28 protein-coding genes are annotated in these 26,237 nt (G+C 63.0%); 18 read left to right on the plus strand and 10 right to left on the minus strand.

Annotated features, from left to right (window positions below; translation table 11 throughout):
- Positions 1 to 21: 21 nt before the first annotated feature.
- Genes AC07P1_RS28040 through AC07P1_RS28055 form a run of 4 tightly spaced genes read right to left on the minus strand, consistent with a single transcriptional unit; the run spans position 22 to position 4,628 of the window.
- Entirely contained in the window at positions 22 to 2,088 is a 2,067-nt protein-coding gene (locus tag AC07P1_RS28040) for a sodium:solute symporter family protein (RefSeq protein ID WP_494698924.1), read from the minus strand.
- Positions 2,085 to 2,387: a DUF4212 domain-containing protein gene (locus AC07P1_RS28045; RefSeq protein ID WP_494698925.1), complete on the minus strand. Its 303-nt coding sequence runs from the start codon at positions 2,385 to 2,387 to the stop codon at positions 2,085 to 2,087. The genes AC07P1_RS28040 and AC07P1_RS28045 overlap by 4 nt, the downstream gene beginning before the upstream one ends.
- Positions 2,380 to 3,921: a sensor histidine kinase gene (locus tag AC07P1_RS28050; protein WP_494698926.1), complete on the minus strand. Its 1,542-nt coding sequence runs from the start codon at positions 3,919 to 3,921 to the stop codon at positions 2,380 to 2,382. Before AC07P1_RS28050 ends, AC07P1_RS28045 begins: the two co-directional genes overlap by 8 nt.
- Positions 3,918 to 4,628, minus strand: coding sequence for a response regulator (locus AC07P1_RS28055; RefSeq protein ID WP_494698927.1), 711 nt, complete (start codon positions 4,626 to 4,628; stop codon positions 3,918 to 3,920). The genes AC07P1_RS28050 and AC07P1_RS28055 overlap by 4 nt, the downstream gene beginning before the upstream one ends.
- Positions 4,629 to 4,802: 174 nt before the next feature.
- Here AC07P1_RS28055 and recA point away from each other — a divergent pair, with 174 nt between their 5' ends.
- The 6 genes from recA to AC07P1_RS28085 all read left to right on the plus strand — a co-directional run bounded on the left by recA (position 4,803) and on the right by AC07P1_RS28085 (position 10,427).
- On the plus strand, positions 4,803 to 5,912 hold the full coding sequence (gene recA / locus AC07P1_RS28060; protein WP_315222324.1) for a recombinase RecA: 1,110 nt from the start codon (positions 4,803 to 4,805) through the stop codon (positions 5,910 to 5,912).
- A gap of 105 nt (positions 5,913 to 6,017) precedes the next feature.
- Positions 6,018 to 6,482 (plus strand): recombination regulator RecX, encoded by a 465-nt coding sequence (gene recX, locus AC07P1_RS28065; RefSeq protein ID WP_494698928.1) that lies wholly within the window; start codon positions 6,018 to 6,020, stop codon positions 6,480 to 6,482.
- Between the two features lie 579 nt (positions 6,483 to 7,061).
- Positions 7,062 to 8,231: an ADP-forming succinate--CoA ligase subunit beta gene (sucC, locus tag AC07P1_RS28070; protein WP_090325339.1), complete on the plus strand. Its 1,170-nt coding sequence runs from the start codon at positions 7,062 to 7,064 to the stop codon at positions 8,229 to 8,231.
- Between the two features lie 13 nt (positions 8,232 to 8,244).
- Positions 8,245 to 9,126 carry a succinate--CoA ligase subunit alpha gene (sucD, locus tag AC07P1_RS28075; protein WP_019923788.1) on the plus strand — a complete coding sequence of 294 codons (882 nt, stop codon included), beginning with the start codon at positions 8,245 to 8,247 and terminating at the stop codon, positions 9,124 to 9,126.
- A gap of 70 nt (positions 9,127 to 9,196) precedes the next feature.
- Entirely contained in the window at positions 9,197 to 9,772 is a 576-nt protein-coding gene (locus AC07P1_RS28080; protein WP_494698929.1) for an FHA domain-containing protein, read from the plus strand.
- A gap of 190 nt (positions 9,773 to 9,962) precedes the next feature.
- Positions 9,963 to 10,427: a pilin gene (locus AC07P1_RS28085; protein WP_494698930.1), complete on the plus strand. Its 465-nt coding sequence runs from the start codon at positions 9,963 to 9,965 to the stop codon at positions 10,425 to 10,427.
- A 75-nt stretch (positions 10,428 to 10,502) separates the two neighbouring features.
- Here AC07P1_RS28085 and AC07P1_RS28090 read toward each other — a convergent pair whose 3' ends face one another.
- On the minus strand, positions 10,503 to 11,213 hold the full coding sequence (locus AC07P1_RS28090) for a flagellar brake protein (RefSeq protein ID WP_494698931.1): 711 nt from the start codon (positions 11,211 to 11,213) through the stop codon (positions 10,503 to 10,505).
- A 352-nt stretch (positions 11,214 to 11,565) separates the two neighbouring features.
- On the opposite strand from AC07P1_RS28090, the gene AC07P1_RS28095 reads away from it, so the two are divergent.
- Both AC07P1_RS28095 and AC07P1_RS28100 read left to right on the plus strand, forming a co-directional pair.
- Complete coding sequence (locus AC07P1_RS28095; protein ID WP_494698932.1) at positions 11,566 to 11,856, plus strand: CopG family ribbon-helix-helix protein; 291 nt, start codon at positions 11,566 to 11,568, stop codon at positions 11,854 to 11,856.
- On the plus strand, positions 11,844 to 12,140 hold the full coding sequence (locus AC07P1_RS28100; protein WP_494698933.1) for a type II toxin-antitoxin system RelE/ParE family toxin: 297 nt from the start codon (positions 11,844 to 11,846) through the stop codon (positions 12,138 to 12,140). The genes AC07P1_RS28095 and AC07P1_RS28100 overlap by 13 nt, the downstream gene beginning before the upstream one ends.
- A gap of 102 nt (positions 12,141 to 12,242) precedes the next feature.
- Here the strand turns inward: AC07P1_RS28100 and moaC are convergent, their stop codons facing one another.
- The gene (moaC, locus tag AC07P1_RS28105) at positions 12,243 to 12,749 is read right to left on the minus strand and encodes a cyclic pyranopterin monophosphate synthase MoaC (protein ID WP_494698934.1); all 507 of its coding nucleotides are present in this window, start codon (positions 12,747 to 12,749) and stop codon (positions 12,243 to 12,245) included.
- Positions 12,750 to 12,873: 124 nt separating this feature from the next.
- On the opposite strand from moaC, the gene AC07P1_RS28110 reads away from it, so the two are divergent.
- Complete coding sequence (locus AC07P1_RS28110; protein ID WP_494698950.1) at positions 12,874 to 14,589, plus strand: beta-barrel assembly-enhancing protease; 1,716 nt, start codon at positions 12,874 to 12,876, stop codon at positions 14,587 to 14,589.
- On the opposite strand, the gene AC07P1_RS28115 is transcribed toward AC07P1_RS28110, so the two are convergent.
- The 4 genes from AC07P1_RS28115 to AC07P1_RS28130 are packed head-to-tail and all read right to left on the minus strand — an operon-like array spanning position 14,564 to position 16,852.
- A complete protein-coding gene (locus AC07P1_RS28115; protein WP_494698935.1) occupies positions 14,564 to 15,169 on the minus strand; it encodes a DUF2946 family protein in 606 nt (201 codons plus the stop codon). The two genes, AC07P1_RS28110 and AC07P1_RS28115, sit on opposite strands and share 26 nt — an antisense overlap.
- Positions 15,162 to 16,154, minus strand: a complete 993-nt coding sequence (locus AC07P1_RS28120) for a YheT family hydrolase (RefSeq protein WP_494698936.1) — start codon at positions 16,152 to 16,154, stop codon at positions 15,162 to 15,164. The genes AC07P1_RS28115 and AC07P1_RS28120 overlap by 8 nt, the downstream gene beginning before the upstream one ends.
- Positions 16,155 to 16,175: 21 nt before the next feature.
- Positions 16,176 to 16,604 carry a YybH family protein gene (locus AC07P1_RS28125; protein WP_494698937.1) on the minus strand — a complete coding sequence of 143 codons (429 nt, stop codon included), beginning with the start codon at positions 16,602 to 16,604 and terminating at the stop codon, positions 16,176 to 16,178.
- Between the two features lie 35 nt (positions 16,605 to 16,639).
- Positions 16,640 to 16,852, minus strand: coding sequence for a zinc-finger domain-containing protein (locus AC07P1_RS28130; protein WP_090325353.1), 213 nt, complete (start codon positions 16,850 to 16,852; stop codon positions 16,640 to 16,642).
- 147 nt (positions 16,853 to 16,999) lie between these two features.
- Here AC07P1_RS28130 and AC07P1_RS28135 point away from each other — a divergent pair, with 147 nt between their 5' ends.
- The 9 genes from AC07P1_RS28135 (at position 17,000) to AC07P1_RS28175 (ending at position 26,017) form a co-directional block, all read left to right on the plus strand.
- Positions 17,000 to 17,761, plus strand: a complete 762-nt coding sequence (locus AC07P1_RS28135) for an AzlC family ABC transporter permease (protein WP_494698938.1) — start codon at positions 17,000 to 17,002, stop codon at positions 17,759 to 17,761.
- Positions 17,754 to 18,101: an AzlD domain-containing protein gene (locus AC07P1_RS28140; protein ID WP_494698939.1), complete on the plus strand. Its 348-nt coding sequence runs from the start codon at positions 17,754 to 17,756 to the stop codon at positions 18,099 to 18,101. The genes AC07P1_RS28135 and AC07P1_RS28140 overlap by 8 nt, the downstream gene beginning before the upstream one ends.
- 64 nt (positions 18,102 to 18,165) lie before the next feature.
- On the plus strand, positions 18,166 to 19,383 hold the full coding sequence (locus AC07P1_RS28145; RefSeq protein ID WP_315222350.1) for a phosphoglycerate kinase: 1,218 nt from the start codon (positions 18,166 to 18,168) through the stop codon (positions 19,381 to 19,383).
- Positions 19,384 to 19,646: 263 nt separating this feature from the next.
- Positions 19,647 to 21,092, plus strand: coding sequence for a pyruvate kinase (gene pyk / locus AC07P1_RS28150; RefSeq protein ID WP_494698940.1), 1,446 nt, complete (start codon positions 19,647 to 19,649; stop codon positions 21,090 to 21,092).
- Between the two features lie 77 nt (positions 21,093 to 21,169).
- A complete protein-coding gene (fba, locus tag AC07P1_RS28155) occupies positions 21,170 to 22,234 on the plus strand; it encodes a class II fructose-bisphosphate aldolase (protein WP_090325362.1) in 1,065 nt (354 codons plus the stop codon).
- A gap of 107 nt (positions 22,235 to 22,341) precedes the next feature.
- A complete protein-coding gene (locus AC07P1_RS28160; RefSeq protein ID WP_463452862.1) occupies positions 22,342 to 23,235 on the plus strand; it encodes a phosphoribosylaminoimidazolesuccinocarboxamide synthase in 894 nt (297 codons plus the stop codon).
- Between the two features lies 1 nt (position 23,236).
- The gene (gene purE / locus AC07P1_RS28165) at positions 23,237 to 23,740 is read left to right on the plus strand and encodes a 5-(carboxyamino)imidazole ribonucleotide mutase (RefSeq protein ID WP_494698941.1); all 504 of its coding nucleotides are present in this window, start codon (positions 23,237 to 23,239) and stop codon (positions 23,738 to 23,740) included.
- Positions 23,741 to 23,756: 16 nt separating this feature from the next.
- Positions 23,757 to 24,950, plus strand: coding sequence for a 5-(carboxyamino)imidazole ribonucleotide synthase (locus tag AC07P1_RS28170; protein WP_494698942.1), 1,194 nt, complete (start codon positions 23,757 to 23,759; stop codon positions 24,948 to 24,950).
- Positions 24,947 to 26,017 carry an L-threonylcarbamoyladenylate synthase gene (locus AC07P1_RS28175; RefSeq protein ID WP_494698943.1) on the plus strand — a complete coding sequence of 357 codons (1,071 nt, stop codon included), beginning with the start codon at positions 24,947 to 24,949 and terminating at the stop codon, positions 26,015 to 26,017. The genes AC07P1_RS28170 and AC07P1_RS28175 overlap by 4 nt, the downstream gene beginning before the upstream one ends.
- Positions 26,018 to 26,237: the final 220 nt, after the last annotated feature.

Consider the following 26,237-nt stretch of genomic DNA (forward strand, 5'->3'; position numbering starts at 1 on the left):
GCCGATGCCTGAAATGTAACGTTACATTTCCTTGTGTTCGGCCGCGCGGATGTAGTCGACCAGCGCGGCGGTCTCCGGGTCCGGCGCCGGCGTCGCCAGGCTGACGACGACCATCGTCAGCAGGCCGGCCGGCACGCCGAAGATGCCGGCCGAGATCGGCGCGATGTGGAACCACTGCCCGGCCGCGCTGCCGCCGAGGATGGGATTGGTGTGCAACATGTAATACAGGCACACGGAGAAGCCGGCGATCATGCCGGCCACCGCGCCCTGGTGGTTGGCGCGCTTCCAGAACACGCCCAGCGCCAGCGCCGGGAACATCGCCGAGCCGGCCAGCGAGAACGCCGCGCCCACCAGCGAGATGATGTCGCCCGGCTTGGTCGAGGCGGCGTAGGCGGCGATGAAGGCCACGCCCAGCAGCAGCAACTTGGAGATCGTCACGCGCTTTTGCGTGGAGGCGGTGCGGTCGACGATCTTGTAATAGACGTCGTGCGACAGCGCGTTGGAGATCGCCAGCAGCAGGCCGTCGGCGGTCGACAGCGCCGCCGCCAGCCCGCCGGCCGCCACCAGGCCGGAGATCACGTACGGCAGGCCGGCGATCTCCGGCGTGGCCAGCACCAGCACGTCGGCGTCGATGGTGATCTCGGCCAGCTGCACCACGCCGTCGCGGTTGATGTCGCTGATGCTGAACAGCGGATTGATCTTGTCGACATTGCTCCAGTACGACACCCAGTTGGGCAGGTGGGCGAAGTCGCTGCCGACCAGCGCGCTGTAGATGTCGTACTTGACCAGCACCGCCAGCGCCGGGATGGTCAGGTAGATCAGCAGGATGAAGAACAGGGTCCAGAACACCGACACGCGCGTCTCGTGCACCGACGGCGTGGTGTACGAGCGCATCAGGATGTGCGGCAGCGCGGCCGTGCCCAGCATCAGGCAGAACACCAGCGCCAGGAAGTTGTTGCGCTTGATGTCGGAGGTGGCCGGATCGCCGGGGTAGGGCGTGGCGTGCGGCGTGATCGGCTCGGCCCGCGCCAGGTTTTGGGCGCGCGCGTCCGACCACATGCGCGCCGCCTCGTCGGCGTCCTTCGGATAGGCGATCAGCGCGCGCTCGGCGGTGCGGATCTCCAGCAGCGAGGCGTTGCGCAGCTTGACGTCGTCGAGCTTGCGCTGCATTTGCAGCCGGCCCGCCTCCCACGACGACGGCAGGGTGTTGAGGCGCAACTGGTAGTCGTCGGCGCGCTGGCGGAAGATGGCGCGCACCTCGGCCTCCTTCGGGTCCTCCTGCAGCACCGCTTCGCGCGCGCTCAGTTGCGGCAGCAGCTTGCCGTAGGCCACCTGCGGGATCGGGTTGTCGCTGTGCTTGGCCGACAGCCAGATGGCCGGTATCAGGAAGGCGACCAGGATGATGATGTATTGCGCCACCTGGGTCCAGGTGATGGCGCGCATGCCGCCCAGGAAGGAGCACACCAGGATGCTGGCCAGACCGAGGAAGATGCCGACCGAGAAGTCGACGCCGGTGAAGCGCGAGGCGATCAGCCCCACCGCGTAGATCTGCGCCACCACGTAGATGAACGAGACGATGATGGTGGCGATCACGGCGATGATGCGCACGGCGCGGCCGCCACGGCTGAGGTCGCCGCTGGCGCCGCCGTAGCGCACGGCCAGGAAATCGGGGATGGTGTACTGGCTGAACTTGCGCAGGTAGGGCGCGATCAGCAGCGCCACCAGGCAGTAGCCGCCGGTCCAGCCCATGATGTAGGCCAGGCCGTCGAAGCCGTGCAGATACAGGCCGCCGGCCAGGCTGATGAAGCTGGCGGCCGAGATCCAGTCGGCGGCGGTGGCCATGCCGTTGAACATGGCCGGCACGCGGCGCCCGGCGACATAATATTCCAGCACGTTGGAGGTGCGGCTGAGCACGCCCAGCGTGGCGTACAGCACGATGGTGGCGAACATGAACAGGTAGCCGATCCACACGCGCGGCATGCCCTCCTGTTCCAGCACGGCCAGCGAGATCAGGAAGAAGACGAAGCCGAGCGTGAACAGCGAGTAATAGCGGCTCAGCCGCCGGAAGAAGGTGCCGGGTTCTTTCAAACGCTGGGCTCCTTCGTGGCCGATGGCTTGGTCGGCGCGGCCGCCAGGTCGAGGCGGCGCATGCGCCAGGCGTAGAACGCCAGGATGGCCAGGGACACCAGCGAAGCGCCCTGCGCGGCCAGATAGAACGACAGCGGCCAGCCGAACACGCTCAGCCCGGTCAGCTCGCGCGCGAAGAAGGCGACGCAAAAGCCGGTGAGCAGCCACAGCAGCAGCAACCAGCCGGTCATGGCGCGGGTCTTGCGCCAGTGCTGTTTGCGCGTCAGCGGCGGGGTGGACCGGGCTTCGGTGTTATCCATAATGCGGCGCTTCGCTTTCTTCTTCCGGCGGTGGCGGCGGCGGGAAGCTGACGCGGAACAGGCAGCCCGGCAGCTTCGGTTGCAGCGAGCGCGGATTGCTGTAGATATCGACCTCGGCGCCGTGCTGCTGGGCGATCTCGCGCACGATCGCCAGCCCCAGTCCGCTGCCTTCGGCGGTGTGGCCGAGGATGCGGTAGAAGCGCTCGAACACCCGTGCGCGCTCGGCCTTGGCGATGCCCGGTCCGGTGTCCTCGACCTCCAGATAACCCGGCTCGCCCTGGTGGCCGCGCACCCGCACCGTCACGCTGCCGCCGGCCGGCGTGTAGCGCAGCGCGTTGTCGATCAGGTTGGACAGCAGCTCGCGCAGCATGGTCGGATCGCCGACGATCTGCACCGGTTCGTGCGGCGCCTCGTAGCCCAGGTCGATGCGGTGCGAGAACGAGGCCTGCACCCAATCCTGCACCACGCCGCGCGCCAGCTCGGACAGTTCCAGCGCCAGCATGGCGGTGCCGGTCTGCGGCTGGTTCTCGGCGCGCGCCAGGGCCAGCAGCTGGTTCACCAGCCGCGTGGCCGCCTGCGAGCTCTTGGCCAATTGTTCCAGCGAGCGGTGGATCTCGCCGCCGTCGGTCTGGCGCAGCGCCAGCTCCGATTGCATGCGCATGCCCGCCAGCGGCGTGCGCATCTGGTGCGCGGCGTCGGCGATGAAGCGTTTTTGCATCTCGATCGACAGCGACAGCCGCGCCAGCATCTCGTTGAGCGAGCGCACCAGCGGTGAAATCTCCTCCGGCACGTCGCTCGATTCAATGGGGCTCAGGTCGTCCGAACCGCGCGCGCGTATGCGCTCCTGCAACTGCGCCAGCGGCGACAGCCCGCGCGCCAGCGCGAACCACACGAGGGCCAGCACGATGGGCAGGATGATGAACTGCGGCAGGATCACGCCCTTGATGATCTCGTTGGCCAACTGGCCGCGCTTTTCCAGCGTCTCGGCCACCTGCACCAGCGCCAGCTGCGGCTCGTCGTCGCCGCCCCTTTCCAGCCGCACATACGAATAGGCCACGCGCACCGGCGTGCCATGCATGCTGTCGTTGCGGAAGCGCACGCTGCCGGCGCGGTAGTGTTCGTCCTCTTCCACCTGCGGCGGCGGCAGGTCGCGGTCGCCGTCGATGTGCTCGCCGCGCGGGCCGTGGACCTGGAAGTAGACATTGTCGACGTCGTCGGCGCGCAGGATGTCGCGCGCCGAGCCGGACAGGCTTTTGATGATCTTGCCGTCGACCGAGCGCACCTGCTGCGCCAGCACCGTCACGCTGTCCTCCAGCGCGTGGTCGAACGGCTGGTTGGCGATCGACTTGGCGACCAGGTAGGTGATGGCGATGCTCATCGGCCACAGCAACAGCAGCGGCGCCAGCATCCAGTCCAGGATCTCGCCGAACAGCGAGTTCTGTACGCCCTCGTCGGCCTCGGCGGCGGGCGGCTGGTATTCCGGGCCGTCCGCCTCCGCGTCCGCGAGTTGCTCGGGCGCGGGCAGGCGGTTCACTTGATGGCGTCGCCGATGTCGGCGTTGGCGCGGGCCGCTTCGGAATATTTCTCCAGGCAGTAGCCCAGCCCGCGCACGGTGGCGATGCGCACGCCGCCCACTTCGATCTTTTTGCGCAGCCGGTGCACATAGACCTCGATGGCGTTGTTGCTCACTTCCTCGCCCCATTCGCACAGGTGGTCGACCAGTTGTTCTTTCGACACCAGGCGGCCGGTGCGCGCCAGCAGGATTTCCAGCAGGCCCAGCTCGCGCGCCGACAGGTCCAGCATCTGGTCGTTGATATAGGCGCTGCGGCCGACCTGGTCGTACGACAGCGGCCCGTGCTTGATGATGGTGGCGCCGCCGCCGGCGCCCCGGCGCGTGAGCGCGCGCACCCGCGCCTCCAGCTCGGACAGCGCGAACGGCTTGGCCATGTAATCGTCGGCGCCCAGGTCGAGGCCGTTGACCCGTTGTTCGATCGAATCGGCCGCCGTCAGGATCAGCACCGGCAGCAGCGACGAGCGCGAGCGCAGGCGGCGCAGCACCTCCAGCCCGGACAGCTTGGGCAGCCCCAGGTCCAGGATCAGCAGATCGAATTCCTGGGTGGACAGGGCGGTGTCGGCCTCCTGGCCGTTGCGCACGCAATCGATGGCGTAGCCGGACTGGCGCAGCGAACGCGTCAGCCCGTCGGCCAGCACGCTGTCATCTTCGGCTAGTAAAATACGCATGTCAGAACACTCCGGCTGCAGAAGCTTGTATTGTGTTTCATTTCCCGCAAGGTGGCGAGTTTTTGTACGATTTCGCCGATTCTCTACAAATCCGCTTGCATTGATCACTGTTTTTTTATACAGTACTGCCTGAACCGACGAATTGTCCCACCACCCACTGGTTGAAAGCACATTATGGACGACAAAAAAGCTGTAATTCCCGCATCTGAAAAAGCCAAGGCGCTGGCCGCCGCGCTGGCACAGATTGAAAAGCAATTCGGCAAAGGCTCCGTCATGCGCATGGACGCCAACGCGCCGATCGAGGACGTGCAAGTGGTGTCGACCGGCTCGCTGGGCCTGGACATCGCGCTGGGCGTAGGCGGCCTGCCGCGCGGCCGCGTGGTGGAGATCTACGGTCCGGAATCGTCCGGTAAAACCACCTTGACCCTGCAAACCATCGCGGAAATGCAAAAACTGGGCGGCACCTGCGCGTTCATCGACGCGGAACACGCGCTGGACGTCGGCTATGCCCAAAAACTGGGCGTCAACCTGCACGAGCTGCTGATCTCGCAGCCGGACACCGGCGAGCAAGCGCTGGAAATCTGCGACGCGCTGGTGCGTTCGGGCTCGGTCGACCTGGTCGTCATCGACTCCGTCGCCGCGCTGACGCCACGCGCCGAGATCGAAGGCGACATGGGCGATTCGCTGCCGGGCCTGCAAGCCCGTCTGATGTCGCAGGCGCTGCGCAAGCTGACCGGCTCGATCAACCGCACCAACACGCTGGTCATCTTCATCAACCAGATCCGCATGAAGATCGGCGTCATGTTCGGCTCGCCGGAAACCACCACCGGCGGCAACGCGCTGAAGTTCTACGCCTCCGTGCGTCTGGACATCCGCCGCACCGGCTCGATCAAATCGGGTGACGAGGTGATCGGTAACGAAACCAAGGTCAAGGTCGTCAAGAACAAGATCGCGCCACCGTTCAAGGAAGCGCACTTCGACATCCTGTACGGCGCCGGCACCTCGCGCGAAGGCGAAATCCTGGACCTGGGCGTGGAAGCGAAGATCGTCGAGAAGTCCGGTTCGTGGTACAGCTACAACGGCGAGCGCGTCGGCCAGGGCAAGGACAACGCCCGTATCTTCCTGCAAGAGCGTCCGGCGCTGGCATGGGAAATCGAAAACAAGGTCCGCGAATCGCTGGGCGTGCGCACCTTGCCGCCGCTGGCCGCCGACAAGGGCGAGAGCGTCGTCAAGCTGAAGTCCGTCGACAAGGCGGACAAAGGCGACAAGGCCGACGCGGCGTAATTCGCCCGTTGCCCGAATCGCGCGCTTTCCGCGTAGGCGGAAGGCGCATCCCAGCCACCGTGCCACTTCCATGGCCGGTGGTTTTCTCATTGTGCAGAGGGTTTTATGGCCGCACCTCAACTTAGCCTGAAGGCACGCGCGCTGCGGTTTCTGTCGATGCGCGAACACAGCCGGCTGGAGCTGGGCCGCAAGCTGTCCAAGTACGCGGAGGAGGGCGACGACGTCGAAGCGTTGCTCGACCTGCTGGAGAAAAACAACTGGCTGTCGCAGGAACGGTTTTCGGAATCGCTGATCCACCGCCGCTCGGCGCGTTTCGGCAACAGCCGCATCGTGGCGGAATTGCAAAGCCACGGCGTCAAAGGCGAAGCGTTGCAGGAACTTAAAGCCGGCCTGGCCGACAGCGAAACTGCGCGCGCCTGCGAAGTGTGGGAGCGCAAATTCGGCGTGGTCGCCACCGACCCGAAGGAGCGCAACAAGCAGATGCGGTTTCTGATGTTGCGCGGTTTTTCCCAGCGCGCCGTGCAAGCCGCGATGAAAGGCGTCGACCTGGACGAGTTCGACGACCACTAAATTCACCACATCCCCTTTCCACCGGATATCGAAATCCGGCGGTGCCATCACGCGACACCATTTCCCCGCGCCGCAGCATTTATGAAGAACTTGGCATCAGGCACGTCGCAAGTCGGGCTGGGGTGTGCTACACTTTTAGGGTTTTTGCAGCACCGTGGGTGCGGTGGTTGTCCGTAGAAGCTACGGCAACGTGCATTTTCGATAAGAGAAATGCGCAAGGCTGCTAACTAACTCATGCCGCGAGAGCGGTATATTCTTATGTCACTGTCAATACCAGTTCACTGTCGTGCGTTCCGCACGGTCGTCCCAGCATATCCGCATACCGGTTGCCTATGGAAGATTGACGCCTGTTCCACCTCCGGCCATCGCGCTGGCAGCACCCCCCTGATCGTCGCCACACCCCCCAATTCCAAAACATTGCCCCGCACTGCGTCACGACGCCGTCGCACGGGCCGGTTTTACCCGCGCTGGGTGGACAAAGCAGCACCGGGTAGCGCGTAGCAACATCTGCTTATCTAGCATCACACATTTCGCAGTATCAACCGATTTATACACATCAGCATCAGAAGGGAAGCCAGCATGAAAATCCATGAGTATCAAGGCAAAGAAATCCTCCGAAAATACGGAGTGACGGTTCCGCGCGGTATTCCGTGCATGTCCGTTGAAGAAGCAGTCAAAGCTGCGGAAACCTTGGGCGGCCCGGTCTGGGTTGTGAAAGCACAAATCCACGCCGGTGGCCGTGGTAAAGGCGGCGGCGTGAAAGTTGCGAAATCGCTGGAACAAGTCAAAGAATTCTCCGAGCAGATCCTGGGCATGCAGCTGGTCACGCACCAGACCGGCCCTGAAGGCCAAAAAGTACGCCGCCTGCTGATCGAAGAAGGCGCGGACATCAAGAAAGAACTGTACGTGTCGCTGGTCACCGACCGCGTCTCGCAGCGCGTTGTCCTGATGGCTTCCTCCGAAGGCGGCATGGACATCGAAGAAGTTGCCGAGTCCCACCCAGAACTGCTGCACTCGATCGCCATCGACCCAGCCGTCGGCCTGACCGACGCTGACGCCGACGCGATCTCGACCAAAATCGGCGTGCCTGCCGAGTCGATCGCCGACGCCCGCGCCAACCTGCAAGGCCTGTACAAAGCCTACTGGGAAACCGATTCGTCGCTGGCCGAAATCAACCCGCTGATCCTGACGGGTTCGGGCAAGGTCATCGCCTTGGACGCCAAGTTCAACTTCGACGCCAACGCACTGTTCCGTCAACCGGAAATCGTCGCTTACCGCGATCTGGACGAAGAAGATCCAGCCGAAGTCGAAGCATCGAAATTCGACCTGGCCTACATCTCCCTCGACGGCAACATCGGCTGCCTGGTCAATGGCGCCGGTCTGGCCATGGCCACCATGGACACCATCAAGCTGTTCGGCGGCGAGCCGGCCAACTTCCTGGACGTGGGCGGCGGTGCGACGGCTGAGAAAGTCACCGAAGCATTCAAGATCATGCTGAAAAACCCAGGCCTGAAAGCTATCCTGGTCAACATCTTCGGCGGCATCATGCGCTGCGACGTGATCGCCGAAGGCGTGATCACCGCTGTGAAAGCTGTCTCGCTGAACGTGCCGCTGGTGGTCCGCATGAAGGGCACCAACGAAGACCTGGGCAAGAAGATGCTGGCCGATTCCGGTCTGCCTATCATTGCTGCCGACACCATGGAAGATGCAGCGAAGAGCGTCGTAGCAGCCGCTGCCGGTCAAGCTTAATTAAGGAATCAACATGTCCATTCTGATCAATAAAGATACCAAAGTCGTTACCCAAGGGATCACCGGCAAGACCGGCCAGTTCCACACCCGTGGCTGCCGCGATTACGCGAACGGCAAAAATGCATTCGTCGCAGGCGTGAACCCAAAGAAAGCCGGCGAAGACTTCGAAGGCATTCCAATTTTCGCCAACGTCGCTGAAGCGAAAAAAGAAACCGGCGCCAACGTGTCGGTCATCTACGTCCCGCCAGCAGGCGCCGCCGCCGCTATTTGGGAAGCCGTGGAAGCCGAGCTGGACCTGGCAATTTGCATCACCGAAGGCATTCCTGTCCGCGACATGATGGCCCTGAAGGACCGCATGGCCAAAGCCGGCTCGAAGACCCTGCTGCTGGGCCCTAACTGCCCAGGCCTGATCACCCCGGACGAAATCAAGATCGGCATCATGCCAGGTCACATCCACAAGAAGGGCCGTATCGGCGTGGTTTCGCGTTCGGGCACCCTGACCTATGAAGCAGTCGGCCAGCTGACCGCGCTGGGCCTGGGCCAATCGTCGGCAGTCGGCATCGGCGGCGACCCGATCAACGGTCTGAAGCACATCGACGTCATGAAGATGTTCAACGACGATCCTGATACCGACGCGGTCATCATGATCGGCGAAATCGGCGGTCCGGACGAAGCCAACGCGGCTTATTGGATCAAAGACAACATGAAAAAACCGGTCGTCGGCTTCATCGCCGGTGTGACCGCTCCTCCGGGCAAGCGCATGGGCCACGCCGGCGCGCTGATCTCCGGCGGCGCCGACACCGCACAAGCCAAACTGGAAATCATGGAAGCTTGCGGCATCACCGTCACCAAGAACCCGTCCGAAATGGCGCGTCTGCTGAAAGCCATGCTGTAATAACAGCCCGGTTGAATGTGGAATAATGAAGGGGAGCCTAGCGCTCCCCTTTATTTTTTGGAGAATCGGATTGGCGAAAATTATCGTCACGCGCGACGGCCAGGTGGAACAGCAGGTTCAGCTGAGCAAAGAACGGATGACCATCGGGCGCCATCCGCGCAACGACATCGTGCTGACGCATCCGGCCGTCAGCGGCGAGCACGCCGTCATCGTCACCATCCTCGACGACTCCTTCCTGGAAGACCTGCACAGCACCAACGGCACCTTCGTCAACGGCCACCGCATCGGCAAGCATTTCCTGCAGCACCAGGACGTCATCAAGATGGCCAAGTTCCAGGTCGAGTTCGTAGCCGACGGCGTGCGGCCGAGCATGGCCGCCGAACCGCTGCTGGCCCACATCGAAGTCTTAAATGGCAACAATGCCGGCAAACAAATGGCGCTGACCAAGCCCCAGACCACGCTTGGCCGCGCCGGCGTGCAGGTGGTGGTGATCGAGCGCCAGCCGGATGTTTATACGTTGACGCATATCGAGGGAGGACAGGCGCCGCTGGTCAATGGCGTCGCGGTCGACAAGCAGGCATGGCGGCTCGGTCATGGCGACGTGATCGATCTCGGCGGCACGCAAATGGCCTTCCGCATCGCCTGACAATAATTGTCACGCATTGTCACGGCTGACAAAACGCGGCGCTAAGGAGTGACAAAAAACGGCACTCGGAGCGGCAAAAATGGCGGTTCTGAAAATATTCTGGCTGGTTTTGCTTAAAAAATAGGCTGGCACACCGCTTGCGATAAGAGAGGTGTACCACCCAATTTTTTCACCCCACAGGAGTCGCAAAATGAAATCCATGAAAATGATGAAGAAACAAGCACAGGCCGGCTTCACCCTGATCGAACTGATGATCGTGGTTGCCATTATCGGCATTCTGGCCGCTGTCGCGATCCCTGCGTATAGCGACTACACGGTCAAAGCCAAAGTCGCCAATATCCAAGGCGCCGCCGATTCGCTGAAAACGGCTGTCGCATTGTGTGCGCAAGAAGCCGGCGGCGTGCTGACGGACTGCGACACTGGCAAAAACGGTGTTCCAGCCGCGTTCACGCCTACCAAGGAAGTCGCTTCGGCAGTGGTTGCGGACGGCGTTGTCACCTTGACCTTGGCAGCTGGTCTGGGTACCGGCGTCAACGGTGAAACCGTGACCTACACGCCGACGATCGCGGCTGGCGCCACTAATCTCGTGTGGACTACCACCACCACGGTCAGCCATGTCGCAGCCAAGGCAGCGCTCGAGAAGAACAACATCTAATAACGATGCGGCATAAAAAAAACCGGCTTCGCAGCCGGTTTTTTTCGTCCGTATCGACGGCCACGCGACGGGTTTTCACACAATCTTCTGCCGGTCCGCGATCAACGCCTCATAGGTCAAATTCTGCAACATCGTGTAATGCACCGGATCCAAATCCACAAACTGCACGCCGTACGTGAACACCTCCGGCTTATCCCCCGCCGCCGGCTTGACCACATTGATATTCCGGATCGTCGCATTCGGATTCACGCGCACCTGCCGGTTGCCGGGCTGCGCGATCAAATAGAACGACAGTCCAACCTGCGCATCATCCTCAGGCAACCGTTTCGGCGACTCGATCAGCGCCCCCGACACGCTCAGGTTCACCAGGAACACCGACGACGTGCCAACCGGCGTCGTCACCTGCGCCGGAATATCCACCTTCACCCGCATCGCCGCACGCAAGCTGGTCCCCTGGATCGACACCGGGAACGACAGATGCGCATAAAAGAACGGACGAGGAAACACGCGCTGCACGACACACGAGAACGAGCACACGTTCACGCCGGAAAACACGCGGATGGTCAGCTTGTCGCCATCGTTGATCGAGATCGGCGCGTTGTTCTCAAACGGCACTTTCACGATTAAATACTCATCCTTGACCCAGCCGATGATGGTCGAAAAGTGCTGGATCGGCTTCATGGTCCGGTGCGTGATGAACTGGATCCTGCCGCCCACCTGCAGGTTCATCTGTTCGAATTCGTATTCCTGAGTCTTGGCTTCGCTCGGGAGAGGGTTGCTGCTCATTCAAGTTCTTTCTCGCAGGCGCGTCGGCGACCACGGCAAGGTAACTGCCAAAAATTACTTCCGTGCTATTTATTATATACGCGTTAACTTAGAGTAACAAAGCAGCAATCGGTGATGCTGTCATGGACATTCACGCAGGGGGAAAAGCGTTGCATTTTGACGATTTATTACTCAAAAAAGATACGGATTTGTGAATTTTGATAACGCTGGTGTTGTCTTTCATTCACGCCAGGTGAGGCGGCGAACGGCGCCGCCCGTGGCTCGGTCGGACACGATAGCATCGCCGGCAGCCCTAACGTCGGACAGGAAGTATGATAAGGTATTACCTATCACTAACCGACAGGAAAGCCCCATGACTGCCACCGTTGCTCGACCTATGTCTGTCAAGCTGGACCCGGACACCCGTGCCCGGCTTGAGCAGTTGGCGCAGTCACGCCGTCGAACCCCGCACTGGATGTTGCGCGAGGCCGTCGCACAGTACGTTGAGCGCGAGGAGAAGCGTGACGCCTTCAGGCAAGACACGATAAAAGCATGGGAGGAGTTTCAGTCTTCCGGATTGCATGCCACCGCCGGCGAGGCCGACACGTGGCTCGCTCAGCTCAGCGAAGGCAACGACATCGAGCCGCCTGAATGCCACGGCTGATCTGGTCGCCGCGTGCGTTGCGCGACGTGCAGCGTCTCTATCGATTTTTGGCGGACAAGAACCCGGGCGCCGCGACGCGTGCCGTTCAAGCTGTTCGACAAGGCGTCAAGATGCTGGGGCTGCGGCCGGAGATCGGCCGCCCCATTGAGGACATGGAGGAGGCGTATCGGGAATGGCAGATTGATTTTGGAGACAGTGGCTACGTGGCGCGGTATCACGTATCCGCCGATACCGATACCGTGATCATCTTGGCGGTACGTCACCAGAAGGAAGCAGGGAAGTGACCACGCTGGTCGCACGCACGTCACGTCAACCTGCTGTCATCGAATTTCAGCCAACATTGTAGCGTCCTGGCCTCGCTCGCCATCAGGGGCGGCAGCTCGTCGCTAGCTCGTCGCGCTCCAATCCCCCGACTTCCCACCATGCTTTTCCATCACCCGTATGTCGCTCATCACCATGCCGCGATCCACCGCCTTGCACATGTCATACACAGTTAGCAAGCCGACCTGCACCGCGGTGAGCGCTTCCATTTCCACGCCGGTCTTGCCGTAAGTCTCGACCTGAGCCTTGCAATGAACGCTCGAATTCGCCACATCCGTCTCAAAATCCACCGTCACCCGCGTCAACGCCAGCGGATGGCACAGCGGAATCAAGTCGCTGGTGCGCTTGGACGCCATGATCGCCGCGATGCGGGCGATGCCGAGCACATCGCCTTTTTTGGCCGTGCCGCCGGTGATGATCGCCAACGTTTCCGGCTTCATGCGGATGGTCCCGCTGGCCAGCGCGATGCGGTGCGTCTCCTGCTTGGCGCCGACATCGACCATGTGGGCTTGCCCGGAGGCGTCGAAGTGGGTCAGGTGGTCGGCTGGTGGAGCGGATGCGGTGTCGGTCATGATGAAGAGCTAACAAAATAATTCAGTGGCGGGCGTTGTGCGTAAGCACCCGAGATGCGGGTATCATATCACCGTGAAATCGAACCGTTGCCCCCCTACCTACGATGGCCGCCGTCCCTTGCGCATGCGCATGATCGCGGCCGCCCTGCTGGTCGCCATGCCGATGGCCATGGCGCAGAACGCGCTCGCCCCGGCCAAGATTCCCAACCTGCCGGCGCTGGGCGATACCGAACGCCAGGACTTGTCGCCGCTGATGGAGCGCAAGCTGGGCGAGGAGATCATGCGCGATATCCGCCGCGACCGCGATTTCCTCGACGACGGCCCTATCCTCGAGTACCTGAACACCTTCGGCAACGCGCTGGTGGCGGCCCGCCCGGACGCGCGCGGCGAGGCCAATTTCGACTATTACTTCTTCGCCGTGCGCGATCCGAACCTGAACGCGTTCGCGTTGCCGGGCGGCTTCATCGCCGTGCACTCGGCGCTGCTGCTGGCGGCGCAGTCCGAATCGGAACTGGCGTCCGTGCTGGGCCACGAGATCGGCCACGTGGCGCAGCGCCACATCGCCCGTTCCATCGGTCAGCAAAAGCAGGATGCGCTGATCCCGCTGGCGGCGATGATCCTGGCCGCGCTGGCGTCCCGTGCCGGCGGCGACGCGGCCATGGGCGTGTTCATGGGCGGGCAGGGCCTGGCGATCCAGCGTCAACTGAATTTCGGCCGCGACGCCGAGCGCGAGGCCGACCGCATCGGCTTCCAGATCATGGGCGAGGCCGGCTTCGATACGTCCGGCATGGTGGGATTCTTCCAGCGCATGCAGGCCGCTAGCCGCAATTACAGCGATCTGGTGCCGGCTTATCTGCAGAGCCACCCGTTGACGACCGAGCGCATCGCCGACATCCAGGCGCGCATCCGCGACCAGCCGTACAAGCAGCGCGTCGACAGCCTCGATTTCTATCTGGTGCGTTCGCGCGCGCGCGTGTTGCAGGATCAGACGTCGCAGGGCTATGCCGAGTCGAAGACGTTCTTTGAGAACCAGATGCTGCAGGAGAACCGCCATCAGCTGACGGCGGGGCAGTACGGCATGGCTTTCCTGGCGCTCAAAAAAGGCGATACCGCCAACGCGCAGGTGTGGCTGGACAAGGCGCGCGCGACGTTCGGCAAGGCGCCCGCCGCCGGCACCTTCAGCGCGGCGCCGAAGCCGTCGTCGGATGCGATTTTCGTCAGCACGGCCATCGAGATCAAGCTGGCGCAGCCCAACGACAAGGCCGTCCTCGCGCAGGCCGTGGTCGACGCCGAGGCGGCGCACCAGCGTTATCCGCTGTCACGCGGCATCGCGCACCTGTACGGCGAGGCGCTGATCGCCGCCGGCAAGTACGAGGAGGCGGCCAGTTATCTGCGCGACCAGGTGCAGTCCTATCGCGAAGATCCGAACGCCTATGATCTGCTGGCGCAGGCGTATTCGAAGCAGGGCAAGGTGGCGTTACAGCACATCGCGCTGGCCGAGTCGTATGTGTTGCAGGGCGGCGTATTGTCGGCGCTCGACCAGCTCGGCTATGCGCGCAAGGCGCCCGATGCGTCGTTCTACGACCAGGCCGTGATCGATGCGCGCGAGCGCGAGTTGCAGGCGCGCCGGCGCGAGGAAATGGGCGACAAGGGCAAGAAGGATTTGCGCGAGGCCGACAGTCGGCCGGCGTTCAAGGCGGAGATGCGCTCGGGTTCCCGCGCCGAGGACGACGACCGTACCAGCAATCCGAACAGCCCGTTCTCCAACCAGTCGACCAATCCGTTCGACCGGCTGCGCCAGGGTTCGCAGGACCTTACGCCGGGGCGCTCGGTTCGCTGACGTAGCCGAAGTGCGCCGCCAGCTGCGCGGCGGTCACGCGATGCACCGGCACCTGGCGCTCGTGATCGGTCAAGGTCAACGTGGAGGCGACCGAGTGCGCGTCGCTCTCCATCCATTCCAGCAAGGTCTCGTCGGCCACCGGCTCGTCGTTCATCCTCAGCAGTGGCAGCACCAGCGCGAAATCGCGGTCGTCCAGCTGGGCGACGATTTCGCCGCTGCGCAGGACCAGCGCGCCGGTCTCCGTCAACACCGCCTTGTCGATGCCGCCCATGGCGGTGCCCGTGTGCAGCAGCCATCCGCAGGACGGATCGGTGCGCACGATGTAGGGCGTCGCTTCCAGGTTCACGTACACGCGCTGCGGGCCGTTCTGGAAATACCAGCAACCCCGTTCGTCGGCCGCGTAGTTGCGCACGATGAAGGCGATCAGCGCCTCGTGCGCGAGTTTGTCGCCGGGTAGATTTTGCTGCTGGGCGCGCTCATCGCGCATGCGCCAGTTGCCGCGCGCGTCCAGGCCCAGCCAGCCGTAGCAGTGGGGCACGTTCGGCCATTTGGCCAAGGCCTGCTTGACGATGTCATCCATGTTTCTTCTCGATCCGTTTCTGGGCCATACCGTCGTTGGCGCCTTCCATAAAGTGAATCAGACGCTGCGGCAGCCAGTGCAGCTTGCCCGGCAGCCAGCCGACCGCGAAGCCGACATGGCCTCCGTGGTCAGGATAGTCCAATACCACGTTTGACGCCGCACGCTGCGGCAGGTGGCGCCCGGGCAGGAAGGGATCGTTCCTGGCGTTGAGCACCAGGGTCGGCACGGTGATGTCGTTGAGCACGTGCTTGGCGCTGGCGCGGTCCCAGTAGTCGTCGGTGTCGCGGTAGCCGTGCAGCGGCGCCGTGACGACGTTGTCGAAGGCGTACAGGTCGCGCGCCGCGTGCAGCGCGTCGAGGTCGAACAGGCCGGGGAATTCGCGCAGCTTGGCGATGCATTTGGGCTTGAGCGTTTGCAGGAACATGCGCGTGTAGATCATGTTGAAGCCGCTCGACAGCGAGGCGCCGCCCTGCGCCAGATCCAGCGGCGCCGACACCGAGCACGCCGCGTCGACGAAGTCGGCCTGGTGTTGCGATTCGCCCAGCCAGCGCAGCAGCGCGTTGCCGCCCAGCGAGACGCCGGCCGCGTAGAACTTGCCGCCGCCCTGTTCGACGTGCTTCGCGTGCAGGCGGCGGACGATCCAGTCGACTTCGGTGGCGTCGCCGGAGTGGTAGAAGCGCGGCGCGCGGTTGGCCTCGCCGGAGCAGCCACGGAAATGCGGCACCGCGCCGGACCAGCCGCGCGCGGCGATGTCTGCCATCAGCGCGCGCGCGTAGTGGCTGTCGGACGAGCCTTCCAGGCCGTGGAACAGCACCACCAACGGTTGTCCGGGCCGGCCGTCGACGAAGTCGACATCGACGAAGTCGCCGTCCGGCGCGTCCCAGCGTTCCCGGCGGAACGCCACCGCCGGCTTGGCGATGGCCACGGCCGGGTAGATGGTTTGCAGGTGACCGCTAGGCAGCCAGAACGGAGCGGTGTACTTCACGGCGGACAGTCGATGGTGGCGTTAATGCAGGATTTGCGTCGCCGTGTCGGTCGGCACGGGACCGGGCGCTACCGATACATGGTGCAGCACGATGCGCCAGCCACGCGGTGTTTTAACGTAGACGTTGGTGGCGAGCAGGTGCGCCGGTTCGCCGCTGGCGGCCGTCGTGCCTTCGACCACCGTGTGCACGGAACTCATCAGATTGTGGGTTTCGTGCAGTTGCGACGGCATGATGTGCAGGCCGCCGTGTTCGAGGATCTTGCTCCATGACGAGCGGATCGCCGCGTGGCCGATCAGGCGGGGGCCGCCCGGATGGACGCAGACGATCTCTTCGTCGTCGGCCCACAGGGCCATCAGCGCGTCCAGGTCGGCGCGGTTGAGCGCGGCGTAGAACGCCGTTTCCACCTCGACGGCGCTGCCGTTCAACTGTTTTTCTCGTTTAATGGGCATGCTGGCTCCGGGAGACGCGGCTGGCGGTGTGCATATTAATGGTGGCCGACGACGGTGCCTGGCTTCAGGCGGTAGGCGGTGCCGCAGTACGGGCACTTGGCGACGCCGTCGTGGTTGAATTCCAGGAACACGCGTGGGTGCGACGACCACAGCGGCATTGCTGGGTTCGGGCAATGTGCCGGCAAATCCTTGCCATCCAGCTCAACGGCGTTGGTGGCGGCTGCGGCGGACGTGTTGGCGTTGGTCATGTTGTAATGCTCCGAAAGGCGTGAAAACCACGATTTTAACGGAATTGCGCATTGAGCAAAAATCATCGGTAAAATAGCGCCTCCACAATACGGGTGTGGCCTGCTGTGTGGCGGGAATGCCACAACCACCTGAGTAGCTGAAGCCACATGACCCAACCGAGCAGCACCCCTCCCGCGCCCGGCCGCTACATGCCGGAACACCATGAGCCTTCCTGGCGGGAAGGCCTGAAGGTCGGCACTCCCACGTTGTTCGGCATCGGCGCCTGGGGACTGGTGGTGGGCATCGCGATGGTCAAGTCCGGGTTGAGCGTGCCGCAGGCGCTGGGTATGACCTTGCTGGTGTTCGCGGGCTCCGCCCAACTGGCGGCGCTGCCGTTGATCGCGGCGAGCGCGCCGATCTGGGTCATCTTCCTGACGGCGTTCGTCGTCAATCTGCGTTTCGTTATCTTCGCGGCCTTGTTGGCGCCGCACTTCGCGCACCTTCCATGGACGCGTCGGTTTTTGCTTGGTTATGTCTCCGGGGATATGACGGTGGCGATGTTTTTGCAAAAGTATCCGTCCGAGGAGCCGCAGGTTGGGAAGTTGTCCTATCTGAAGGGCTTGATGTATCCGAACTGGGGCGCTTGGCAGGTTGGCTCGATCGCCGGCATTTTCCTCGGCAGCACGGTGCCGCCCGAATGGGGGCTGGGTTTTGCCGGCACGTTGGCCATTATTTGCGTGATGATCCCGTTGATGGTGGGGCGCCCGGCGCTGTGCGGCGTGCTCGTCGCGGGCGGCGTGTCCGTGGTCGCGGCGGGGTTGCCGTACAAATTGGGATTGTTGTTGGCCGTGCTAGTGGGAATGCTGACCTCGATGGCAGTCGAAGAAGGCACGGAAAAGTGGCGTAGCCGGGAAGGCAAAAATGGCTGATTGGGAAATTTGGGTCGTCATCGGCGTGCTGGCGCTGGCCACCGCCGCTACGCGCAGTTCGTTTTGGCTGATCGGCCAGCATGTCACCATCCCCAAACGCGTGCAGGAAATGCTGCGCTATGCACCGGCCTGCGCGCTGGCGGCCATTATCTTCCCGGATCTGCTGCTGGCCCCGGACGGCCACGTCGTCCTCGATTTCAGCAACCTGAAATTAATCTCGGGCGTTGTCGCTACAGGTTACTATTTGCTGCGACGCAATATGCTTGAGACCATCATCTTTGGGATGGCTTTCTTTACGGCACTGCGCCTCTTACCCACCCTTGTTCCTGTATTTCAATAACAATAAAACACGGCTCGGCTTGCGGTAAAATAGCGCTCTTCTTTCAACTCACCCTTGGGTCGCCATGTCCGCTGTTTTGAACTTCATCCGTCTGCAAGATCTCATCGCCCAGAATGCGCTGCAAGGCAAGCGCGTCTTCATCCGTGCCGACTTGAACGTGCCGCAGGATGATGCGGGCAATATCACCGAAGATACGCGCATTCGCGCCTCGGTTCCCGCGATTAAAGCGGCCGTGGCCGCCGGCGCCAAAGTGATGGTGACGTCCCATCTGGGCCGTCCGACCGAAGGCGAGTTCAAACCGGAAGACAGCCTGGCGCCGGTCGCCGCTCGCCTGTCCGAGCTGCTGGGCCAGCCGGTCGAGCTGAAGCAGAACTGGGTCGATGGCGCCGGCCTGGAAAACCTGCAAGCCGGCCAGGTCGTGCTGCTGGAAAACGTCCGCGTCAACAAGGGCGAGAAGAAGAACAACGACGAACTGGCGCAAAAAATGGCCAAGTTGTGCGATATCTACGTCAACGACGCTTTCGGCACCGCCCACCGCGCCGAAGCATCGACCCACGGCATCGCCAAGTTCGCGCCGGTCGCGTCGGCCGGTCCGCTGCTGGCCGCCGAGCTGGACGCGTTGGGCAAGGCGCTGGGTGCCCCGGCCCGTCCGCTGCTGGCCATCGTCGCCGGTTCCAAGGTTTCGTCCAAGCTGTCGATCCTGAAGGCATTGGCCGACAAGGTCGACAACCTGATCGTCGGCGGCGGCATCGCCAACACCTTCATGAAGGCCGTCGGCCTGAACATCGGCAAGTCGCTGGTGGAAAATGAGCTGGTGGAAGAAGCCAAGGCCATCATCGACATCATGGCCAAGCGCGGCGCGCAAGTGCCGATCCCGGTCGATGTCGTGTGCGCCAAGGAATTCTCGCCAACGGCCGTCGCCACCGTCAAGGACGTGGCCGATGTCGCCGACGACGACATGATCCTGGATATCGGTCCTAAAACCGCCGCCACCCTGGCCGCGCAGATCGCGGCCGCCGGCACCATCGTCTGGAACGGCCCGGTCGGCGTGTTCGAGTTCGACCAGTTCGGCGAAGGCACCAAGACCTTGGCGCTGGCCATCGCCAACTCCAAGGCGTTCTCGATCGCCGGCGGTGGCGATACCCTGGCGGCGATCGCCAAATACGGTATCACCGAGCAGATCGGTTATATCTCGACCGGCGGCGGCGCTTTCCTGGAATTCTTGGAAGGCAAGACCTTGCCAGCGGTGGAGATCCTGACGCAGCGTGCTGCGGCGCAATAACTTTAGTATCGATGTGACGTAAAAAGCACGGTCGTGCGGTGTAGCAAATTGCCAGTAAAATCCTAGGAATAGCTGAAAAAAGCCCGGTTCGTGAAAGTTTGCTACAAAGATTTGTAGTTTGGCTACATTGGTAGCCACTTTGGCACCTACGAACCGGGCGACACCAAGCTCGACACGAGCTTACAGTGCAGCTTTCCTGGTTTTTTCCTGGTCTCCGCCGCTGTTGCGGGGGCTTTCCGCATGACCCAACGCTAAGGAATCCTATGTCCCGTAGTACCAAAATTGTCGCAACGATCGGCCCGGCCTCTACAGACTTCAACGTTCTGGTAAAAATGATACGCGCCGGGGTGGATGTCGTGCGTTTGAATTTCTCGCACGGCAAGGCGCAGGACCATATCGACCGCGCCAAGCTGGTGCGCGAGGCGGCGGCCGAATGCGGTCGCGAAGTGGCGATCATGGCGGACATGCAGGGTCCTAAGATCCGTGTGGGCAAATTTGAAAATGGTAAGATCGATCTGGCCAATGGCGACAAGTTCATCCTGGACGCCAAGTGGGGCGAGAACGGCGAACTGGGCAACCAGGAGCGCGTCGGTCTGGATTACAAGGCGCTGCCGCAGGATTTGCGCGCCGACGACAAGCTGCTGCTGAACGACGGCTTGATCGTGCTGGTGGTCGACAAGATCGTCGGCCATGAAATCTTTACCACCGTGAAAATCGGTGGCGAGCTGTCCAATAACAAGGGCATCAACCGCCAGGGTGGCGGCCTGACCGCGCCGGCGCTGACCGCCAAGGACATGGAAGACATCAAGACGGCAATGAGCTTCCAGTGCGATTATCTGGCGATCTCGTTCCCGAAAAGTGCAACCGACATGGAAATGGCGCGCACCCTGGCCAATATCGCCGGCGAGCCGTTCAACCACAAGCCGATGATGATCGCCAAGATCGAGCGCGCCGAAGCGATCCCTGTGCTGCAGGAGATCCTCGACGCCTCCGACGGCATCATGGTCGCCCGTGGCGACTTGGCGGTGGAAGTGGGCAACGCGGCGGTGCCGGCGTTGCAAAAACGCATGATCAAGATGGCGCGCGAGTCGAACAAGCTGGCGATCACCGCGACCCAGATGATGGAGTCGATGATCTTCAACGCCGTGCCGACCCGCGCCGAAGTGTCGGACGTGGCCAACGCCGTGCTGGACGGTACCGACGCGGTGATGACCTCGGCGGAAACCGCCTCGGGCCGCTACCCGATCGAGACCGTGGAAATGATGGCCGCCATTTGCGTGGAAGCCGAGCAGTCCGAGTACAACAAGCTCGACGCCGACTTCCTGAATGTGACCTTCACCCGCATCGACCAGTCGATCGCCTACGGCGCGCTGTTCACCGCGCACCACTTGGCGGTCAAGGCGATCGTCGCGCTGACCGAGTCCGGTTCGACCGCGCTGTGGATGAGCCGTCACAACATCGACACGCCGATCTACGCGTTGACGCCGAGCGTGACGACCCAGCGCAAGGCGGCGCTGTACCGCAACGTGAAGGCATACAATTTAGCGCAGGCTGGCGATAGCGCCGCCGTGTTGCAGGCGGCCGAAGACTTGCTGGTGCAGAACGGCATCGTCAAGAAGGGCGATATGATCGTCGTGACGTGGGGCGGCCAGATGGGCCAGGCCGGCGGCACCAACGCGCTCAAGATCGTCAAAGTAGGTATTAAGTAAGTCCGATAGCGCGCCCCCGCGGAACGGGGGCGCAACGCTCCGGCAACCAAGTTTTTTTATTGTTTGGAGTACACATCATGTCCCTCGTATCCATGCGTCAACTGCTGGACCACGCCGCTGAAAACGGCTATGGCATCCCTGCTTTCAACGTCAACAATCTGGAGCAAGTGCAGGCCATCATGGCCGCCGCCGACGCGCTCGACAGCCCGGTCATCATGCAAGCCTCGGCCGGCGCCCGCAAATATGCCGGCGAAGCGTTCCTGCGTCATCTGATCGACGCCGCGATTGAAGCCTATCCACACATTCCGGTCGTCATGCACCAGGATCACGGCCAGTCGCCGGCGGTCTGCATGGCAGCGATCCGCTCCGGCTTCTCGTCGGTGATGATGGACGGCTCGCTGGAAGCGGACGGCAAGTCGGTCGCATCGTACGAGTACAACGTCGAAGTGTCGCGCGAAGTGGTCAAGTTCTCGCACGCCATCGGCGTCACCGTCGAAGCCGAGCTGGGCGTTCTGGGTTCGCTGGAAACGATGAAGGGCGACAAGGAAGACGGCCACGGCGCCGACGGCACCATGACCCGCGAGCAGCTGCTGACCGACGTCAACCAGGCCGCCGACTTCGTCAAGCAAACCCAGTGCGACGCGCTGGCCATCGCCATCGGCACCTCGCACGGCGCCTACAAGTTCACCCGCAAGCCAACCGGCGACATCCTGGCGATCGACCGCATCAAGGAAATCCACGCGCGCATCCCGAACACCCACCTGGTGATGCACGGTTCGTCGTCGGTGCCGCAGGAACTGTTGGCCATCATCCGCGAATTCGGCGGCGACATGAAGGAAACCTATGGCGTGCCGGTTGAAGAAATTCAGGAAGGCATCCGTCACGGCGTTCGCAAGATCAACATCGACACCGACATCCGCCTGGCGATGACCGCCGCGATCCGTCAGTTCATGTTCCAGAACCCGTCGAAGTTCGATCCGCGCGACTACCTGAAGCCTGCCCGCCTGGCCGCCGAACAAATCGTTCGCGCCCGTTTCGAGCAGTTCGGCTGCGCCGGCCAGGCGTCGAAAATCAAGCAAGTTACGCTGGAAAAAATGGCCGAGCGTTACAAGGCCGGCGAGCTGCAACAGATTGTGAAGTAAAATTCGGGTTGGACGGGCGAAGGTTGCCCGAATCTCTTGACCGGCTGGCAAGGTTTCCTTGTCGCCGGTTTTCGCTTTTTCTACGTTTGGTTAATACATTCTCCGCTATGAACAGCCTTTACCAATCCTCCATCAAATCCCTGCCACTGCTCGGCCATGGCAAAGTCCGCGACAACTACGCCGTCGGCGACGACAAGATCCTGATCGTCACCACCGACCGCCTGTCCGCCTTCGACGTTGTCATGAACGAGCCGATTCCCGGCAAGGGCATGGTTTTGAACCAGATGAGCGATTTCTGGTTCGAGAAGCTGGGCCACATCGTGCCGAACCACCTGACCGGCGTCGCGCCGGAGTCCGTGGTTGCAGCCGATGAGGTGGAACAGGTCAAAGGCCGCGCCGTGGTCGCCAAGCGTCTGAAGCCGATCATGGTCGAGGCGGTGGTGCGCGGTTACATCATCGGTTCGGGCTGGAAGGATTACCAGGCCACCGGCAGCATCTGCGGCATCGAATTGCCCGCCGGTCTGCGCCAGGCGGAGAAGTTGCCCGAGCCGCTGTTCACCCCGGCCGCGAAAGCCGATCTGGGCGAGCACGACGAAAACATCAGCTTTGCCGACATGGAAAGCCGCATCGGCGCCGAACTTGCCGCCAAAATGCGCGATATCAGCATCAAACTGTACACGGCAGCGGCGGACTATGCGGCCACGCGCGGCATCATCATCGCCGACACCAAGTTCGAATTCGGCCTGGACGAAAACGGCGTCATGCACCTGATGGACGAAGTGCTGACCGCCGACTCGTCGCGCTTCTGGCCTGCCGATTCGTACGCGCCGGACATGTCGCCGCCGTCGTTCGACAAGCAGTTCGTGCGCGATTACCTGGAAACCCTGGACTGGGGCAAGACCGCGCCGGCGCCGGCGCTGCCGGCCGACGTCATCGACAAGACCCAGGCCAAGTACTTCGAGGCGATCGAGCGCCTGACCGGCCAGAAGCTGAAGGCCTGAGATGGCGGACGCTAACAACAAACCTCTGGTCGGCGTCATCATGGGCTCGTCGTCGGACTGGGATGTGATGCAAAACGCGGTCGCCATCCTCAAGCAGTTCGGCGTGCCGTTCGAGGCGCAAGTCATTTCCGCGCACCGCATGCCGGACGAGATGTACGCGTATGCCAAGAGCGCGCGCGCGCGCGGCTTGCGCGCCATCATCGCCGGTGCCGGCGGCGCCGCGCACCTGCCGGGCATGGTCGCGGCGATGACCATCGTGCCGGTGCTGGGCGTGCCGGTGCCGTCGAAGTATCTGCGCGGCGAGGATTCGCTGTTGTCCATCGTGCAGATGCCGAAGGGCGTGCCGGTGTCGACCTTTGCCATCGGCGAGGCGGGCGCCGCCAATGCCGCGCTGACGGCCGTGGCCATGATCGCCGCCAACGACGACGCGCTGGCCGACAAGCTGGAAGCCTTCCGCGTGACGCAGACCGAAGCGGCCAAGGCCATGACGCTGCCGCTTGAATAACGTTTGAAATAAATCGATGAGTAAAGATTTTTCTCCACTTCTGCCCGCCGCCAATCCGGCGGCGTGGCTGGGCGTGATGGGCGGCGGTCAACTGGGCCGCATGTTCGCCCAGGCCGCCCAGAGCATGGGTTATCAGGTTGCCGTGCTCGAGCCCGCCGATGAATGTCCCGCCGGCCAAGTCGCGCAGCGCCTGGTCAACGCCGGCTACAGCGATGCCGCCGGCCTCGACGCCTTGGCCGCGCAATGCCTGGCCGTCACCACCGAATTCGAGAACGTGCCCGCCGACAGCTTGTCGCGGCTGGCCGAACGCGTGTTCGTCGCGCCCAACGCCCATGGCGTGTCGGTGGCGCAGGACCGCATCGCCGAGAAGAAATTCTTTGTCGATTGCGCGCCGCGCTCGGGTGTGCTGCCGGCGCCGCACAAAGTGATCGCATCGCAGCAGGATATCGACGATATCGCCGACGATCTGCTGCCGGGCATCCTCAAGACCGTGCGCATGGGTTACGACGGCAAGGGCCAGGTCCGCGTGAAGTCGCGCGAGGACGTGCGCGCCGCGTTTGAAAGCATGGACAACGTCACCTGCCTGCTGGAAAAGATGCTGCCGCTGGCCTATGAGGTATCGGTGCTGACGGCGCGTGGCGCCGATGGCGCGTCGGTGGTCTATCCAATCGCCGAGAACGTGCACCGCGACGGCATCCTGTTCACCACCACCGTGCCGGGTCCAAACGTTTCGGACGCCAGCGCCAAGGTGGCGCAGCAGGCCGCGCAAGCGATTGTGGCCGAGCTCGGCTACGTGGGCGTGCTGTGCATTGAATTCTTCGTGCTGACCGACGGCAGCCTGGTGGTCAATGAAATGGCGCCGCGTCCGCACAACAGCGGCCACTACACGATGGACGCCTGCGTCACCAGCCAGTTCGCGCAGCAGGTCCGCGCGATGGCGCGCTTGCCGCTGGGCGACGTGCGCCAGCATTCGCCGGCCGTCATGCTCAACATCCTCGGCGACGTCTGGTTCGAAGGGGACGGCGACACTGCCCGCGAGCCGGCTTGGGACCGCATCCTGGCCCTGCCGGGCGCCTGCCTGCATCTGTATGGCAAGGACGATCCGCGCCGCGCCCGCAAGATGGGCCACCTGACCATTGTCGCGCCGACTTTGGACGAGGCGCAGCGCCAGCTGAATGCCGCCTGCGCCATCCTGGGTATCGCGCCGTGAAGAAACAGCATCACGCGGTAGCCGACGCCGCCGACATCGCGGCGGCGGCAGCGGTTCTGGAGGAGGGCGGCCTGGTCGCCTTCCCGACCGAGACCGTCTACGGCCTGGGCGCCGACGCCGAAAATCCCGCCGCCGTGGCGCGGATTTACCAGGCCAAAGGCCGTCCGAACGACCACCCGGTGATTGTGCACGTGGCGCCCGGCGCCGATCTGGACTATTGGGTCACCGACATTCCGGACGCGGCGCGGCAACTGGTCGCCGCCTTCTGGCCGGGACCGCTGACCCTGATTTTGAAACGCGCCGGCCACATTCCCGACGCCGTCTCCGGCGGCCAGGACACGGTCGGCATCCGCTGCCCCTCGCATCCGGTCGCCATCGCCTTGCTGAGCGCCTTCAAGGGCGGCAAGGGTGGCGTAGCCGCGCCGTCTGCCAACAAGTTCGGCAACGTCAGCCCCACCACGGCCCAGCACGTGCGCGACGAATTCGCGCTGGACGACGAGGATGAAGGCTCGATCACGGGCGATGACGCCTGTTCGGCCGCCTTATTGAACATGGTGCTGGAGGGCGGCCCCAGCCGGGTAGGCATCGAATCGACCATCGTCGACCTGTCGCGGCTGGCGACGCACGGCCCGGTGCTGCTGCGTCCCGGCCATATCAGCGCCCAGCAAATCGCCGACGTCATCGGTCAATTGCCGGCCGCCCCGGACCAGGCCGCGCCGCGCGCCTCCGGCACGCTCGAATCGCATTACGCGCCGCGTACGCCGGTAACGATGCTCGATGGCGCCGCCTTGACCTCGAAGCTGCAGCAGCTGCAAGCCAAGGGCATCAAGGTCGCCATCATCAGCCACGCGCTGCCGCAGTTGGCGTCCAGCCAGCAAATGCTGCCCGCCAATCCGGCCGGCTACGCATACGGCCTCTACGCCGCCCTGCGTGACATGGACCAGACCGGCTCGGATCTGATCCTGGTCGAAACCCCGCCGCAAGATGTCGCATGGCTGGGCGTCAACGACCGCCTGCGCCGGTCAGTATTCGGCTCCGCCGGCATAATCGACTCCCTGCTGCGGTAATCATCCCCCAGCAGCAAATACCGGAAAAAACGCCGGGGTCAGGTCCGACATTCGGACATTTTGGGAAAAACGCCGGGGTCAGGTCCGACATTCGGACATTTTGGAACCTTTTGGCGCGTTAAAAGTTCCCGTTTTTCTCAGTTTGTCCGAATGTCGGACCTCGTATATTGAGCGTACCGCATCTCCATTGGATAATGAAGATGTAGATGCGGCCAGGCGG

The organism is Duganella sp. GW821-FHT07F09, assembly GCF_059418705.1.

What these genes read in the sequence shown, in the direction of transcription:
- AC07P1_RS28045 (WP_494698925.1), bottom strand. Translation starts at nt 2,387, where the DNA reads ATGGATAACACCGAAGCCCGGTCCACCCCGCCGCTGACGCGCAAACAG.
- AC07P1_RS28055 (WP_494698927.1), bottom strand. Translation starts at nt 4,628, where the DNA reads ATGCGTATTTTACTAGCCGAAGATGACAGCGTGCTGGCCGACGGGCTG.
- recA (WP_315222324.1), top strand. Translation starts at nt 4,803, where the DNA reads ATGGACGACAAAAAAGCTGTAATTCCCGCATCTGAAAAAGCCAAGGCG.
- recX (WP_494698928.1), top strand. Translation starts at nt 6,018, where the DNA reads ATGGCCGCACCTCAACTTAGCCTGAAGGCACGCGCGCTGCGGTTTCTG.
- sucC (WP_090325339.1), top strand. Translation starts at nt 7,062, where the DNA reads ATGAAAATCCATGAGTATCAAGGCAAAGAAATCCTCCGAAAATACGGA.
- sucD (WP_019923788.1), top strand. Translation starts at nt 8,245, where the DNA reads ATGTCCATTCTGATCAATAAAGATACCAAAGTCGTTACCCAAGGGATC.
- AC07P1_RS28085 (WP_494698930.1), top strand. Translation starts at nt 9,963, where the DNA reads ATGAAATCCATGAAAATGATGAAGAAACAAGCACAGGCCGGCTTCACC.
- AC07P1_RS28090 (WP_494698931.1), bottom strand. Translation starts at nt 11,213, where the DNA reads ATGAGCAGCAACCCTCTCCCGAGCGAAGCCAAGACTCAGGAATACGAA.
- AC07P1_RS28095 (WP_494698932.1), top strand. Translation starts at nt 11,566, where the DNA reads ATGACTGCCACCGTTGCTCGACCTATGTCTGTCAAGCTGGACCCGGAC.
- AC07P1_RS28100 (WP_494698933.1), top strand. Translation starts at nt 11,844, where the DNA reads ATGCCACGGCTGATCTGGTCGCCGCGTGCGTTGCGCGACGTGCAGCGT.
- moaC (WP_494698934.1), bottom strand. Translation starts at nt 12,749, where the DNA reads ATGACCGACACCGCATCCGCTCCACCAGCCGACCACCTGACCCACTTC.
- AC07P1_RS28110 (WP_494698950.1), top strand. Translation starts at nt 12,874, where the DNA reads ATGCGCATGATCGCGGCCGCCCTGCTGGTCGCCATGCCGATGGCCATG.
- AC07P1_RS28115 (WP_494698935.1), bottom strand. Translation starts at nt 15,169, where the DNA reads ATGGATGACATCGTCAAGCAGGCCTTGGCCAAATGGCCGAACGTGCCC.
- AC07P1_RS28125 (WP_494698937.1), bottom strand. Translation starts at nt 16,604, where the DNA reads ATGCCCATTAAACGAGAAAAACAGTTGAACGGCAGCGCCGTCGAGGTG.
- AC07P1_RS28130 (WP_090325353.1), bottom strand. Translation starts at nt 16,852, where the DNA reads ATGACCAACGCCAACACGTCCGCCGCAGCCGCCACCAACGCCGTTGAG.
- AC07P1_RS28135 (WP_494698938.1), top strand. Translation starts at nt 17,000, where the DNA reads ATGACCCAACCGAGCAGCACCCCTCCCGCGCCCGGCCGCTACATGCCG.
- AC07P1_RS28140 (WP_494698939.1), top strand. Translation starts at nt 17,754, where the DNA reads ATGGCTGATTGGGAAATTTGGGTCGTCATCGGCGTGCTGGCGCTGGCC.
- AC07P1_RS28145 (WP_315222350.1), top strand. Translation starts at nt 18,166, where the DNA reads ATGTCCGCTGTTTTGAACTTCATCCGTCTGCAAGATCTCATCGCCCAG.
- pyk (WP_494698940.1), top strand. Translation starts at nt 19,647, where the DNA reads ATGTCCCGTAGTACCAAAATTGTCGCAACGATCGGCCCGGCCTCTACA.
- fba (WP_090325362.1), top strand. Translation starts at nt 21,170, where the DNA reads ATGTCCCTCGTATCCATGCGTCAACTGCTGGACCACGCCGCTGAAAAC.
- AC07P1_RS28160 (WP_463452862.1), top strand. Translation starts at nt 22,342, where the DNA reads ATGAACAGCCTTTACCAATCCTCCATCAAATCCCTGCCACTGCTCGGC.
- purE (WP_494698941.1), top strand. Translation starts at nt 23,237, where the DNA reads ATGGCGGACGCTAACAACAAACCTCTGGTCGGCGTCATCATGGGCTCG.
- AC07P1_RS28170 (WP_494698942.1), top strand. Translation starts at nt 23,757, where the DNA reads ATGAGTAAAGATTTTTCTCCACTTCTGCCCGCCGCCAATCCGGCGGCG.